Origin of the sequence: Frisingicoccus sp. (assembly GCA_016298055.1) — a bacterium.
In the GTDB taxonomy this organism is placed as follows: domain Bacteria; phylum Bacillota; class Clostridia; order Lachnospirales; family Lachnospiraceae; genus Frisingicoccus.
On sequence record JAEDDO010000003.1, the window covers coordinates 29,145 to 44,355 of the forward strand.

Consider the following 15,211-nt stretch of genomic DNA (forward strand, 5'->3'; position numbering starts at 1 on the left):
TCCAGTACTAATCTTAATATTTATTTCTTATCGCGGATTTCTTACATAATTTTATAGATCAACTGTTTTCCCGACACCCGTTCATCTTTAATATCAAACGCGGCATACATCCGTTCCTTCCACCCGTTTTCCAACGGCCGATTATGATGTACCCATGCCAGCACGTCCCCTTTTTCTACAAAATCTCCTGTCTTTTTTTCAAGTACAATTCCGACTTCCGGTTCAATCACATCTTCCTTATCTGCTCTTCCTGCCCCGATTTCCATAGCAAGCCTTCCAAGTTCCCAGGCTCTCTCTGCACAAACAAAACCTGTTTTCTCTGACTTAACCGGTGTTATGAAAGAAGCCTCAGGAAACATGTCCAGATTTTCTATCTGAGCCACATCACCGTTTTGAGCTTTTACCATAGCCTTAAACTTTTCAAAAGCTGTTCCGTCTGCAATCACCTCTGACATTTTTCTCCGTCCATCATCCATATCTAAGGCAATATCCGCATTTACAAGAATTGATGCTCCTCCCGTAAGAACAAGTTCTGTGAGATCTTTTGGTCCCCGTCCCCGTAGCGTCTCTACGGCCTCTTTGACCTCAAGCATATTGCCGATTGCCATTCCCAGCGGCTCATTCATATCTGTTATCATTGCACTGACCTTTTTGCCGCAGGCCTTTCCGAGTCGAATCATCATATCTGCCAGTATTTCTGCATCTTCCGGTGTCTTCATAAATGCACCGTCCCCGCATTTGACATCCAGTTCAATAATCTGTGCACCTGCTGCCAGCTTTTTAGACATCACACTGGAAGCAATAAGCGGTACAGAAATAACCGTACCGGTCACATCCCTCAGGGCATACAGCTTTTTATCGGCAGGAACAAGATCCTTTGTCTGTCCGACAATGGCAATACCGATATCCTTTACCTGCTTCATAAATTTATCCTTTTCCAGATAACAGTCAAATCCCCTTATCGATTCCAGTTTATCCAGTGTTCCTCCCGTTGCTCCAAGCCCTCGCCCTGACATTTTTGCCACTTTCACACCACAGGCTGCCAGCATAGGCCCCAAAACAAGCGTCGTCTTATCTCCAACACCACCTGTCGAATGCTTATCCACTGTAATGCCGTCAATTCCCGATAAATCCATGACTTCACCGCTATGGAGCATCGCCATCGTCAGCAGTTGTGTTTCTCTGACAGACATTCCTTTTAAAGTAATCGCCATCAATAAGGCACTCACCTGATAATCCGGAATATTTCCAGAAACATATTGGGTGATCCACCATTGAATCTCTTCTTGTGTCAATTCACCGCCCCATCGTTTTTTCTCGATTATATCCACAAAACGCATACTCAATCGCCTCCTTTATTCACATACTCCCTTCATCTTTTGATACTCATCGCAAAATATATCTGCCAGAACGCTATAACCTTCACGCGTTGGATGAACTCCGTCCTGATAGGCACGTCCGATGCCCCGTTTTCGTATATATTCCGGAAAGAGGTTTTGAAAATCAATATAGGAAATCCCCTTTTCCCGACAATATCCACGCAGCCATTCACCGTATTTTTGAAACAAATTCATTGTATCCTCAATACTGAAAAAGCTGTACCAGCATTTTTTCAACATCTCGCCATCCACCTGAATCGGAATACCCACTATGGGTATGATTCCCGCAGCCAATGCCTTCTCTATCATCAGGTCAATATTCTCACACGTGTATCTTAATGCTGTTCCCATAAGAATGTCATTTGCCCCGGCCATGATGAAGACTTCCTTCGGATGATTCCATACAACATCTTCCATGAATCTTGCATTCATCCCTGCTGAAGTATCACCATTTTCCCCTTTATTCATTATGCTCAATCCTAAACGTTCAGATGCCAGATAGGGCCAGGCATTCCGATAATCCACACCATACCCATATACAATACTATCACCAAGACATACCATATCCAACATACTCATAAGTATCCCCTTTCACAAAAACCAATGGGGACGGAGTTTATGGCTTTGTTATTGTCCCCTATGTTTTTTTCGGTTTTACAATAACAATATACTCACGTGAGCCAAAAACTCCGTCCCCATTGGTTTAATAATACATAATGACCGGTGTTCCCACCTCAACATTCCAGAAAAGGCTCTGCACTGCATCATACGGCGTATTGATGCATCCATGAGAACCATTATTCAGATACTCGGTTCCGCCGTAATTGTAACGCCATTTTGAATCATGTATTCCGACGCCGCCCACGACCTGCATCCAGAAATCTACCGGCTGACGATAATCATCGCCCACGAGGATCGTATTCTGAAGCCGGTTATGAATGTAGTATACACCTGAAGGTGTTCCGTGACCGGTGCTCATCGTTCCCGAAGTGATCGGTGTTGACAAAAACAGTGAGCCGTCTTTATAGTACCATAAATACTGCCCGGACAAATCAATCTCTATATATGTAAATCCGATATCATCCGGAGAGTTCGGATCCAGATAATCATAAGGTGTCATATAATAGGCCGGCTGGCGGCTTGTCACACGATGATTTTTTATATCATCTATGAGAAGATCTGTCTCCTCAGATACATCCGTTCCCCATCCATAGGATCCCGGCTCTAAAGTGATCTCATAACCTCTGGAGGATTGAAAGGTTCTGTAAGAATTAACGGTGTCATACTTGTCTGCCAGACTATCCAGATAGTCATAAGCTGCCTCCCAGGATACGTACAGTTCTCCGTCGTCATCCTTTCTTACCCATTTTCGAATCTGATCCTTTCCAATCTTCTCCTCGTTACCGTGAAAATCATAGACTACTTCTGCATTACACAGTTCATCCACCTTCTTAAGCTGATCCTGGATCTCCGGAGAGTTTACCGTAACCTGAGGTTTTTCATAACATCCTTCTTCATCAAGAATCAGTTTGGTCTCTCCTGAAGTGACCGTCTTCGTTACAGCCTCTTCAACCTTATCCTTCTTCACTGTGTTTCCCACAACTTCTTCCGTAAGATGAAAACCCTCTTCGTTAATCGTTAAAGAAGCATCTTTCGGTGCTGTCATCTCCTGAGTCATGCATAGGAGCTGATTCACTTTTTCATCCAGTTTGGCCTGATTCCACTTAGCATCCGGCGAGACCTGATAGTCGGTTTTACGAAACATTTTTAACGGCCACTGCCATCCCTGCTCTTCTTTTTTTAATTCTTCAACAGAAGTATATTCATATTCAAAATCGAACTCACTGCCTTTGATTACTTCTTCGCTGTCAACAGACACAACTGTGATTTCATAATCCTTGAGTGATTCCTCCATTAACTTTCGTACTTCAGAGGGATCCTGTCCTGAAACATCCATCCCGTTAATAAATGTATTCGGGTAAAATACCCGATAAAAATATAGCGAAACACCTATATAACATATGCACAAAAAGCAGAATATACATCCCGCTGTAATAATTATCTTTCCTTTTTTTCTCATTTTATGCCTTTCTGCATTCAAAAGAATTTATCTGTTACAATCTTTTTCGAATAAAAATCAAATAATACCACATACTAACGTCTGTAAACCTTTACAGTTTTTAAATTTGAAAGGAGTTTGAATTATGGGTAAAAATTCATGTATCCAGTGTTCAATCAAAGAATGTAAACACCATGACATGGCTGAAAACTACTGCACATTAAATCAGATTAAAGTTGGAACCCATGAAACCCATCCGACAAAGATCGAATGTACAGACTGTGAATCTTTCATTTTCCGCGGCTGATAAAAAAATCATAAGTGGGCAGTTTCGGCTGCCCACTTTTTAATTTATGAAAATTCAATAAAATAAGCGGCTTCAAATACTTCTCCCGGCAAAAGGCTCTGTATCCACTCCTTTTCCGACAATTCCCCATTAAATCCTTCTCCGTCACTGCTTCCATACCAGGGTTCAATGCACACAAACGGTGCATGTTTATCTGACGGCGACCAGATACTCATAATAGGTGAAGCTGAAGTAACCGTTACATAAGGACGTTTATTCGGCCGCATCAAATATACTCTGGTTGTCTGTTTTTCAAAAATCATCGTATCCTTCTGAAATGTTCCTTCATTCAGTCTATAAAGTCCCTTTTCAAGCGGAAGCTCATACTCCTGCGGACTATAAAGTCCTCTCCTGTTAAGGGTATGATATTTCGGATTACCTCGTCCTTCCATATCAAATCCCAGATAGTAATCCGACTGACGTTCATCCTCTTTCAACGGGCATCGAAAAGCCGGATGCCCTCCGATTGAAAAATACATCGTTTCTTTATCTTTATTCGTCACTACCCACTTCACTTGGAGAAAATGTCCCCTCAAACGGTAACATACTGCCAAATGGAAATCGAAAGGATATTGTTTCTTTGTCTCAGCATTCGAATCAAGGACAAACCATAACTGATCCTCTGTTTCAGCACTTTTAGTGAAGAACATATCATGGGCAAAGCCATGTCTCGGCATACGATACTCTTTGCCGTTATGACGATAGGTTTCACCGTTCAAAGAGCCAACAAAAGGAAACAAGATCGGAGCCCGACGCTCCCAATAATCCGGATCACCATTCCATATATATTCTGTCTTATTCGCCACACCCTTAACAGATACGAGTTCGGCGCCTTTATTATTGATATAGACGACAAGTTCCCCATTCCTCAGAAGATAGAAACGGGGCATTTGTTTTCTTTTAAAAAGACCCATCAATTCCACCCCCGACATACATTGTTTCAAACTATTTACATTTTATCACAATAGAAATAATATCTCAATGCAGATTTACGGACTTTTTTAGTAATTTTCCACGTGATAACCAAAAGTTATTATCATAATAAAAAATATGTATTTTACATTTTTCTCCAACTGCCTATAATAAGAACTAAGGTTATATTATTTTTGGGAACCTACATAAAGCCCTCAATACAAAAAGAAGCATCACTTCAATTTCGTCCTTGCCTGAGTGATACTTCTTTTTTTATCTCTTAACGCAACTGATGCCGGGAACAAAACTCCCGGCATCAGGTACATTTATTCTTCTTTATTTTCCTCTATCTTTTCTCTGGATTCTTCCGATTTCCATCTTCCAGTCCATTCCAAAGGCGTATCCGCAAAATATATATAATGAAAATCCTTATGCTCCCTCAAATACTGTCGGGTAAATTCAATAAATTTATCCATTGCATGCGTCAGCGGTCGATTTTTCAAAAGAAAAAATCCGATATCCCAGTTAAAACCTTCTTTAATCTTCAAAGGCTTAATATTTCTCAGTTGATTTTTTTCCATCAGCGGTCTTGGCAATATGGACACGCCAAAATTCGAATCCACCATTTTCAGTAAAAAATCCCACTGACTGCTTTTGGCCATGACCTTCGGTGTAAATCCTTCCTGCATGCACAGTTGCATAATATCATCATAAAGCAGATACTGCTCATTTATAAGAAGAAAATTTTCATCCTTAATATCCCGGATACTGATCGTATCCATAGCCGCATAGGCTTTACTCTTATTGGCAACGATCACGCCTTCATCGTGAGTCAATGGTATAACTCTCAGATTTCTCGCAATCGGTACATTTTCCGAGAGCATCCCCAATCCCAGATCAATGCGTTCTTCGCTGAGTGCCGCATTAATATCTTTTGTTCCCTCACCGGAAACCGATATATGTATCCCCGGATACTTCTTCTGAAAATCACAGATCAAATCAAAATAACATAAATATCCTAAAATATTCGGTATTCCAATTTTAATTTCTCCTTCATTTGAGAGGCGTACATCTTCAATTGTTTTATAAATATCCTGAAACTGCTGAATCAAAAAAACGGATTTTTGCAGTAATGCCTGACCTGTATCTGTTAACTCAAAACTTTTATTTGTTCGTTCAATCAAGACTGTATTCAATTCCGCTTCCAGAAGGCGAATACTCTTGCTCAATGCCGGCTGGGACAGATGCAAGTGTTCAGATGCCTTACGGAAATTTCTTGTCTTGGCTAATTCCACAAAATACTCTAATTGTCGAATATCCAATGGCTTCACTCCTTTGCAGTAAAACATCCAGATACTGCCGCCCTCTTTCAGCAGTTCCGCATAACTTTATAATTCTTTTTCAACAAGATTAAGTGCTGCTTCAATAACCTTGTCCATATCATAATACTGGTAATTTCCCAGGCGGCCTCCGAAAATTACATTTTCTTCTTTTGCGGCCAGTTTTTTATATTCCTCAAACAACTGATTATTCTGATCATTATTAACCGGATAATATGGCTCCATTCCCACCTTCCATTCGGAGGAATATTCTCTCGAAATCACTGTTTTTTCCTGTGTACCAAACTCAAAATGCTTGTGTTCAATGATTCGTGTATATGGCACTTCTCTCTCTGTATAATTGACAACCGCATTTCCCTGATAATTATCACAGTCCAGTACTTCTGTTTCAAAGCGTACAGAGCGATATTCCAACGCTCCCAGCTTATAATCATAAAATTCATCAATCATGCCTGTAAACAGTATTTTATCGGCAACAGACGGATTCTCCTTAATAAACTCAAAATAATCTGTATTCACACGAACATCAATGCCGTCCAGCATCTTCTCAATGATTTTTGTATAACCGCCCATTGGGATTCCCTGGAACCGGTCATTAAAATAATTATTGTCATATGTGAAGCGAAGCGGAAGACGTTTAATGATAAATGCAGGTAATTCTGTACAATCACGTCCCCACTGCTTCTCCGTATAGCCTTTGACAAGTTTTTCATAGACATCCCGGCCTGCCAGTGAAAGTGCCTGCTCCTCCAGATTTTTTGGTTCTTCAATATGAAGTTCCCTGATCTGTGCCGCTATAATATCTTTTGCCTCCTGTGGTGTACGAATATTCCACATTTTACTGAAAGTATTCATATTAAAAGGAAGATTATACAGTTCATCTTTATAAACAGCCACCGGCGAATTGATATAATTATTAAATTCAGCAAACTGATTGACGTACTCCCATATTTTCTTATTCGATGTGTGGAAAATATGTGCACCGTATTTATGCACATTAATTCCTTCAATCTCTTCACAATAAACATTGCCCCCGATATGCGGCCGCTTATCGATCACAAGACATGTCTTTCCCCGTTTTTTTGCCTCATATGCAAAAACCGATCCGAAAAGGCCTGCACCTACAACTAAATAATCGTACTTCACCCTAACTCCTCCCATCATCTACTATTTTACCTTTGCCATCCGAATGAGGCGGCGGTATTTCTCTCGAAATTCAAACTTTGCCTTCTTCTTCCATTCATTTACACCATACCGGTTCATGATCTTTAATGCAGCTCTGGCAAGCTTATCTCTGTTTTCGCCTTCATACTGAATCAGATCAGGCACAATAAATGAGATAAACCACTCAAAGTAGTCTTTTCCCCATTTAGCGATCCAACCCCTTTTATACCAGTAGGCCGTAATAATCCCCATATTCCGTATATGCTGACGCATCTTTTTTTCAATCTCGCCATTATATCGGAACATAAGTGAGCCCTGACGAAAACATTGATAAAAATGTAGTTTGTCTTCAATAAACTGAATACTGTTTGCCTGCGGTGTCGCCTCAAACAAAAAGACAATATCCTCACCAAACAGAACATCTTCAGGAAACTTCAAATGATTTTTCACAAGGAAATCCCCTGCAAAAGCTCTGTTCCAGGCAAAAGGAAGCCCGCATGGTTCTTTAAAAAGAACATCCGTCTCAAATTCCGGATAAAAAATATCATGACAGTTCAATTTCCATACAACCCATTCATCCGGTTCCGGAATCTCAGGAAATGGCGTGGATCCAAACACAATAATATCGGCTCCATGATTCAGGTATTCTTCATAAATACGCTCACAGGCATTTTCAGCAAGATAATCATCTGAATCCAAAAATAAAACAATCTCTCCGGAAGCCACCTTTAATCCGGCATTGCGGGCAGAAGCAAGACCGCCGTTTTCCTTTTCTACAAGAGAAATCCGATGATCTAATGCCATATATTCACGGATGATCTGAACAGAGTTATCCTTTGTTCCATCATTGACACCGATGATCTCAATATCAAGAAGGGTCTGATTCACAACACTTTCAAGGCATCTGCTCAAATAGCTCTCAACATTATAAATTGGTATGATTACCGAGACTTTCGGTCTTTTATCCATGATAAACCTCCTGCAATCTTTTTGCATCCAAGTTTAAATGTATAGATAACACCATCATCTTTAATGCTCTGGATGCCTCCCAAAAACTTACGTGGAAAAAATGTCACCAGACGTCCAATCTTATAGGACCAGGAATTCTTGATCTCTCTCAGTTCCTTTGTTGAATATCCAGGCTGATTTAAAGCTTTTTCTGTGTAATATCCAATCGGATCTTCCACCAGCTTTTTCACATCCTCCCATTTGTATTTTTCAAAATACCGTGGATTCATCGTACCTTTTTCAAAATCGTCTTTGAACTCTTCGGCAGCCCGTTCTAAAAACAAATATTTATATTTTTTAGCCAGACGGTTAAAATTCCAGATATAACTATCGTATTTGATACGCTTACATACACATTCAAGTTCACCACGATTCATCGGGTTTGTATCGAGAAATCTCTGCATCTCCGCATACTCATCACAGACGCAGAACACTTTTCCCGGAGAATTGACCGATGAATTTTCATTATCCTGACGATAATGGAGAAATGCATCCTGAATCAGCTGTACGCGTTTTGCCTGTGCCATAACTTTAAAATTAAAACTTGCATCCTGGAAAGAAGCACCCGGCGTTTCATTAAACCGAATATTGTATTCACGTATAAAATCTTTTCTATAGATCGCGGACCAGATTGTCGGCTTAATATTAAAGAATTCTACCATCTCCATCGGTGCCCTGAAATCTGTTGCCGGGCAAAAAGTTACACCTGCTCTTGTTTTGGACACGATCTCAACTTTTTCATTCTTTTCCTTTGGTACAGAGAAATAGTAATAAAACCCGGATTTAACAACATCCAGTTTATTCTCTTTCGCAATACGGTATAAAGTTTCAAACATCTCAGGATCTGCATAATCATCCGACTCCACAATGCCGATATATTCTCCTTCTGCCATGTCAAAGCCCCGGTTCATAGAGTTTCCATAACCGCTGTTTGGTTTTGTGATCACTTTAACTCTCGGGTCTTTAGCCATGTATTCTCTGATGATCTCCGGAGATGAATCTGTAGATCCGTCATCCACACAAATGATTTCAATATCTTTGAGCGTCTGATGGATAATACTGTCCAGACATTGACGTAAATATTTTTCCACATTATATATTGGAACTACAATCGAAACTTTTGGTATTTCCATGTTAATCCTCCTCAGTTATATTCAAATATTTATTCCAAAATTCTCTGCTGATCAATTGATCATAGTTTTCTCTGTACCCACGACAGGCATCATCAAACTGCCGGTCAATCATACGAAAAACTTTAAAAAGCTGAATATAGGCACGAATGAGATTTTTCCTGCTTCGCTTTACCCCTGTGCCATTTCCGTTATTATCAACATAGATAACTTCTTTTTTACGATACAGCTCATATATATTCGGCCACGGAATGACCACCGCCGGTTTCTTTCCTTTAGACGGAAAGAATGTGCCATTCATTGAAGCAATTCGGAACAGTCGGACAAGGAGCGGCGGAACAGCCTCTTCCTCTGTATAATTTTCCAGATCATTTCTATCCAATCCGTGATATCCGACATAATCCATCACCGGCCTGGATGTATAATTGTACCTTGCAAGTTCTTTATGGATTTCTATCGTATCCGCTTTTGAAAACCATTCGTATCCTTTCAGAAAATCCACTGCCCCCTTCAGGTTCAGACTCACATATTTATACCGGTACTTGCCTATATTACTGCTTACTGCAATAAACAGCTGTTTCTTAAAGGACTTTTTATCATAATCTGCATAATGAATTGCATTAATAATTCCCATATTTCGAATATCATAATATTCAACAACTCCGGGCAATTTATTTTGGAAGGATTCATGCCAGACACAAATACCATTTAACAAAATAAAGCCTTCTGCCCGAAGCCCATACTCAATATCATCACGATGAAGAAAAAGCGGAAGAGGAAGCTTGCTTTTTTCAATCTGCGAAACCGGTATACACGAATACCACCATCCGGTATACTCCACTCTCTCTTCTATCTCATTTTTAACAATATCCTTCACACAGCTAAGATCATAATCCATCTTGAGTGCCTGAATATCTCCTCTATTCCAGCGGGCACCGCTTTCATGCTGAATTGTCGGCTGATCCAGACGAATAAGAGCACCTCCCAGAACGTATTGCGCATACCGGGGCTTCAACAAAGTCAAAAATGTATACGTGCGTTCCAGTGATGCAGGAGAAATCATGGCATCATCATCCATCAAAAGCACATGGGTCAAAGTTTTTTCGCCATTCATGTGTTCAATGATGGTCCGGGTAAAGCCGCCCACACCGCCAAGGTTTTTATTCATTACAAGCCGTATATCCGGATGTTCAAATGTTTCTTTCGTAAGCGTCTGTGCATTATCCGCAATGCAGACAGTAAAATGTCCTCGCGATAAAGCTTCCGGGTTATCAAGGATCTGCGCCTTAAGAATCTGCATGTTCCGCTTCACATAAGCTTCCCTCTTAAACGTACAAATGCCGATTCCAATATGAACATCTTTAACATCAAGACGTTCCCTCGTTCCGTAAAAGCCCCCGAAAAAACAACTGTTATCCTGTTTTGATGTCAGAACAAAGCCAATAATCCCTTCTGACGGCAGACTGCCGATATACATCGTCTGACTTGTGCGCTCTTTTGACGACACATCCATACGGTAAATGATCCGCGAAACGATCGTACTGCCTACTTTCTTCTTATGATACACAGACACAGATATATGCCCGCAAAAATCAATCGTAAGATCAAGATGGGTAACTTTTGTGTATTTCCGCCATTTACCTGCGGAAAAACCATTAAAATAGGTGATCATATCCATCACGCCGTTCTGATTCATAACAAAGGTGTCTTCATCTGCTGCTGTATGAACACCATTGCCCCTGTAATACAGTTTCTCAGTCCCATCCTTTCTTTCAGGAAATACTATTTTTTGTAAAATCATATACTATCCTCAACTTATTATCTGTAGACCTGCATGTATTCACTGCAGACATCTTCTACAAGACCGCTTTTGACAACATGTCCCTTATCCAGCCAGATGGCATGATCACACAGCTTACGCACAGATTCAATATCATGCGACACATAAAGCAGTGTCGTACCGCCGGACAACATCTCTTCCATTCTCCGATAGCATTTTTGCTGAAACTGATAATCTCCTACAGATAAAATCTCATCTACCACTAAAATATCCGGGCGAACCATCGTAGCAATGGCAAACCCAAGACGTGCCTGCATACCGGATGAAAAATTTTTAATCGGCACATCCAGGAACTCATGAAGTTCTGCGAAATCCACAATCTCTTCAAAGTGCTCCTGCATAAATTTTCTTGAATGTCCAAGCACCGTGCCGTTCAGGAAGATATTCTCACGAGCTGTCATATTATAATCAAATCCCGCTCCCAACTCAATAAGCGGTGCAATATTGCCGTTGATCTTAATACTCCCCTTATAAGGTTTTAAAATACCGCAGGTAGATTTCAGCAGCGTCGACTTTCCGGAACCATTCACACCGATCAATCCCCAGGATTCCCCCCGTCTGACCTTCAAGGTTACATCCTGCAGTGCAAGAAATTCCTGAAACATTAATTCTCGTTTTACAAGCTTAATAAAATATTCTTTTAAATCACTGATCTTCTCCGATGCCAGATTAAACCGAATCGTCAAATTCTCAATATCTACAACATAATCCTGTTCCATCCCATGTTCTCCTATAAATATAAGATAAATTGATCCTGTGTTTTCTTAAACACGAACAGACCGGCCCCCAACATAATAAAAGCAAAAACCCATCCGCCCAAAAATACTCTCATTGACGGGAAACATCCGTATAAAACCAGATCTCTGAAATGTTCCACATAATAATATGCCGGATTCAGCCACTGTACAAGCGTTATCAGCCATGGCGGAAGTAACTCGATCGGATAAAAAAGCGGTGTCACATACTGCCATGCTACAAGAAATGCCCCGTAAATATATTGAATATCACGGAAAAACACATTGGCCGCCGAGAGAATGAAGCCCATACCGCAGGCAAATATATACACCTGAAGTACCAGGATCGGTGTTGCCAGAAGATATGGTGTGAAGGATGAACGTGTAACAAGCATAACCAGAACAAGCGCACCCAACGTAAATACAAAATCTACCATGGTACTTGTTATTTTAGACAATGTAAATATATACTTCGGAACATAAATTTTCTTAATCAGTGCTCCGTTATCCAATACCGAATACATAGCCATCGTTGTTGAATTTCTGATAAAATCAAAAACCGCCTGTCCGGATAACAAATACACCGGGAAATTTTCAATTCCGGCACGGAACATATGCGAAAATACGATTGTCATTACAATCATGATCAATAAGGGATTTAAAATACTCCAAAGATAACCGAGAACACTTCTCCGGTACTTTAACTTCAAATCCCGGACAACAAGTTCCCTCAATAAATCTTTGTACTTAAAAAACGTGTTTAACCGATCCTTCATCAGATCCATACTCCTAAACTCCTTATACTTTCTTTACTCTTTTTATCCTTAGTCTAATATAATGTGCGGCGAAACTTAAATGTGCCTACGGCAGCAGGAAAAAGAAGAAATTCTGAATATCTGAGCAGCCATACTGCTTTATTCTTCACACTTTTCCAGGCATCCGGATTGCGCTTCTTCATATAGGCATCCAGCGCCCTTGCTTCCTGCCATTTCCCGCTGTTGAGAGGAAAACTGATATAAATCTTCATCTGGCTTCCGATCATCCATCCGATAATATCATTTATATAAATACGCTGCGCTTCTGTCAGTCTTCCGGACATATGCTCCACATAACGCTCCAGCCGTAAAAGCACACGAAGATGATTCTTCATATTATCCTGCATTTTTTTGATCGACATACTCTGGTTCGGAAGTCCAAGACGGTATCGGTATACGGATGGCTCAAAAAATAAAAATGTATCTACATATGGTATCGGAAATGTAATATATTCCATGTCCACATAAAACATATGCTCATCCAGTTTAACTTTCATTCTTCTGAGCAGCTCTGTCTTAATCGTCATCGCATGCATCGGAACGCTCGTCTTGCCGGCGATGTCCTCCAAATGATAGACGCGTCCGTATTCCAATCCGTCAAAGGGATTCTCCTGAAGCTTTGCCGGACGGCGCGTCTCATGATCTATCATCGTATAATTACTTCCCACAACGTCCACATCCAGACGTTTGAGCAATTTGACCAGACGGCGAAAATTCTCCGTATCCACCCAGTCATCCCCATCCACAACTTTAAAATACTTTCCTTTTGCTTCACTGATTCCCCGGTTGATCGTCGATCCATGACCTCCGTTCTCCTTAGTGATCACACGAAAAGTTTCCGGATGATGGTCTTCAAACCACTTACCAATCTTCTCCGTATGATCCGAAGAGCCGTCATTGACAACCAATACTTCAATATCCCCCATTATATCCGGATGCACAAAACTGAGCAAAGTCTCCTCAAGATAGGCTTCCACATTATAACTCGGAACAACCACTGTTAATATCTTTTTATTCATAATAAGTTCTTCTTTCTATAATAAATGATAGTAGACATTTTTTTATATTTTAAAGCTTTTATACATGTTTGTCAACGAATTACCCACCTATGAGGCTTTGGCATATTCCTATTTGACTTCGGGCAATAATACTTTTATAATAAATTTCATAAAACAAATCAGGAGTATGCATGATGAAAACAACAAATTCTTTTTCCGATAATGCCCTGCCTTTCGTGACAGTGGTCATTCCGGTACGAAACGAACATCGATATATCCGTTCCTGTCTGGACTCTGTCCTGAGTCAGGACTACCCAGCCGATCGACTTGAAATCCTTCTCTGTGTCAGCCCTTCTGAAGATGACACAGAGGAAATTATTATGGAGTATCAGGAAAAATACAATCACATCCATATGCTGAAGAATCCAAAGGGAACGATTTCCTGCGGTGTTAATACGGGAATCCGTGCTGCCAAAGGTGATTATATTGTCCGTCTGGATGCTCATACAGAGTTTGCATCCGACTATATTTCCAAGTGTATCGAGTATCTCTTAAAAACCGATGCCGACAATGTGGGCGGCCCAACGATCGTAAAAGGAAAGACTCCGGTACAGCGCGCCGTAGCTGCAGCCTATTATTCTTCCTTTGCTCTCGGCGGCGGCAAACAGCATATTAAAGACTATGAAGGATACAGCGACACTGTATCTTTCGGTGCTTTTAAAAAATCCACGGCTGAATCTGTCGGTCTTTTTGACGAGAATCTTATTCTGAACGAAGATGACGATTTTAATTTCAAAATTTCTGAGGCCGGAGGCAAAATCTTTATCACACCAAAGATAAGAAGCTATTACTATCCCAGAGATACCTACACCGGCCTGATCCGTCAGTACTTTGGCTACGGACTCTGGAAAGTCGCTGTCATCAAAAAACACAAACGACCGGCACGTATGTCCCATCTTATCCCGATGCTTTTCGTCCTGTTTCTTATCCCGGGAGGACTGCTCTCTGTTTTCTCCAAACGGATTCGAAAGCTCTACCTTGGCATTCTCGGTCTCTATTTTGGATTAGATGCGGCCGCATCTTTCAGCCTGAAAGACGCAGACACACAGGATGGGCCTATGCTCCGTTTCCGTCTGATGCTTGTTCATTTTCTTCTTCATGTGTCCTACGGATGCGGATTCATTGCCGGAATTTTTAAATTTGTATTCTAAAAAGTGTTCACCTGGTATCATATAAAATTTTTTTCACAAAATAGAAAAAAACAGTTGCTTTTTTCTTTAAAAAGATATAGAATAGTGTGGTACTTCGAAGCGTGGCTCAGTTTGGTAGAGCGCTGCGTTCGGGACGCAGAGGTCGCGTGTTCGAATCACGTCGCTTCGACACTTTTAAAGATGCTTGGAATCTCAGGGTTCCAGGCATTTTTCTATTACTACAAATTAATTTTAACAATTTTTTCACATTTTCCCCACATACTTTTCACAGAACA

14 protein-coding genes and 1 tRNA gene are annotated in these 15,211 nt (G+C 40.6%); 3 read left to right on the plus strand and 12 right to left on the minus strand.

Annotated features, from left to right (window positions below; translation table 11 throughout):
* Positions 1-41: 41 nt before the first annotated feature.
* From QZZ35_RS00840 to QZZ35_RS00850, 3 genes are all read right to left on the minus strand, one after another.
* Positions 42-1,340, minus strand: a complete 1,299-nt coding sequence (locus QZZ35_RS00840; RefSeq protein ID WP_291235717.1) for a pyrimidine-nucleoside phosphorylase — start codon at positions 1,338-1,340, stop codon at positions 42-44.
* A 15-nt stretch (positions 1,341-1,355) separates the two neighbouring features.
* Positions 1,356-1,958: a GDSL-type esterase/lipase family protein gene (locus QZZ35_RS00845; RefSeq protein WP_291235718.1), complete on the minus strand. Its 603-nt coding sequence runs from the start codon at positions 1,956-1,958 to the stop codon at positions 1,356-1,358.
* A 124-nt stretch (positions 1,959-2,082) separates the two neighbouring features.
* A complete protein-coding gene (locus QZZ35_RS00850) occupies positions 2,083-3,294 on the minus strand; it encodes a L,D-transpeptidase family protein (protein ID WP_291235719.1) in 1,212 nt (403 codons plus the stop codon).
* A 289-nt stretch (positions 3,295-3,583) separates the two neighbouring features.
* On the opposite strand from QZZ35_RS00850, the gene QZZ35_RS00855 reads away from it, so the two are divergent.
* Positions 3,584-3,745: a DUF1540 domain-containing protein gene (locus QZZ35_RS00855; RefSeq protein WP_291235720.1), complete on the plus strand. Its 162-nt coding sequence runs from the start codon at positions 3,584-3,586 to the stop codon at positions 3,743-3,745.
* 44 nt (positions 3,746-3,789) lie between these two features.
* Here QZZ35_RS00855 and QZZ35_RS00860 read toward each other — a convergent pair whose 3' ends face one another.
* The 9 genes from QZZ35_RS00860 to QZZ35_RS00900 all read right to left on the minus strand — a co-directional run bounded on the left by QZZ35_RS00860 (position 3,790) and on the right by QZZ35_RS00900 (position 13,746).
* Positions 3,790-4,698: an aldose 1-epimerase family protein gene (locus QZZ35_RS00860; protein ID WP_291235721.1), complete on the minus strand. Its 909-nt coding sequence runs from the start codon at positions 4,696-4,698 to the stop codon at positions 3,790-3,792.
* Between the two features lie 324 nt (positions 4,699-5,022).
* Positions 5,023-6,045 carry a LysR family transcriptional regulator gene (locus QZZ35_RS00865; RefSeq protein ID WP_291235722.1) on the minus strand — a complete coding sequence of 341 codons (1,023 nt, stop codon included), beginning with the start codon at positions 6,043-6,045 and terminating at the stop codon, positions 5,023-5,025.
* Between the two features lie 39 nt (positions 6,046-6,084).
* Entirely contained in the window at positions 6,085-7,182 is a 1,098-nt protein-coding gene (glf, locus tag QZZ35_RS00870) for a UDP-galactopyranose mutase (protein ID WP_291235723.1), read from the minus strand.
* 21 nt (positions 7,183-7,203) lie between these two features.
* A complete protein-coding gene (locus QZZ35_RS00875; RefSeq protein WP_291235724.1) occupies positions 7,204-8,169 on the minus strand; it encodes a glycosyltransferase family 2 protein in 966 nt (321 codons plus the stop codon).
* Complete coding sequence (locus tag QZZ35_RS00880; RefSeq protein ID WP_291235725.1) at positions 8,142-9,341, minus strand: glycosyltransferase; 1,200 nt, start codon at positions 9,339-9,341, stop codon at positions 8,142-8,144. Before QZZ35_RS00880 ends, QZZ35_RS00875 begins: the two co-directional genes overlap by 28 nt.
* A gap of 1 nt (position 9,342) precedes the next feature.
* Positions 9,343-11,139, minus strand: a complete 1,797-nt coding sequence (locus tag QZZ35_RS00885) for a glycosyltransferase (protein ID WP_291235726.1) — start codon at positions 11,137-11,139, stop codon at positions 9,343-9,345.
* Positions 11,140-11,156: 17 nt separating this feature from the next.
* Entirely contained in the window at positions 11,157-11,897 is a 741-nt protein-coding gene (locus tag QZZ35_RS00890; RefSeq protein ID WP_291235727.1) for an ABC transporter ATP-binding protein, read from the minus strand.
* An 11-nt stretch (positions 11,898-11,908) separates the two neighbouring features.
* Positions 11,909-12,697, minus strand: a complete 789-nt coding sequence (locus QZZ35_RS00895; protein ID WP_291235728.1) for an ABC transporter permease — start codon at positions 12,695-12,697, stop codon at positions 11,909-11,911.
* A gap of 44 nt (positions 12,698-12,741) precedes the next feature.
* A complete protein-coding gene (locus QZZ35_RS00900) occupies positions 12,742-13,746 on the minus strand; it encodes a glycosyltransferase family 2 protein (protein WP_291235729.1) in 1,005 nt (334 codons plus the stop codon).
* A gap of 173 nt (positions 13,747-13,919) precedes the next feature.
* On the opposite strand from QZZ35_RS00900, the gene QZZ35_RS00905 reads away from it, so the two are divergent.
* Positions 13,920-14,936, plus strand: coding sequence for a glycosyltransferase family 2 protein (locus tag QZZ35_RS00905; RefSeq protein ID WP_291235730.1), 1,017 nt, complete (start codon positions 13,920-13,922; stop codon positions 14,934-14,936).
* Positions 14,937-15,031: 95 nt separating this feature from the next.
* Positions 15,032-15,105, plus strand: a tRNA-Pro gene (locus QZZ35_RS00910).
* Positions 15,106-15,211 lie beyond the last annotated feature (106 nt).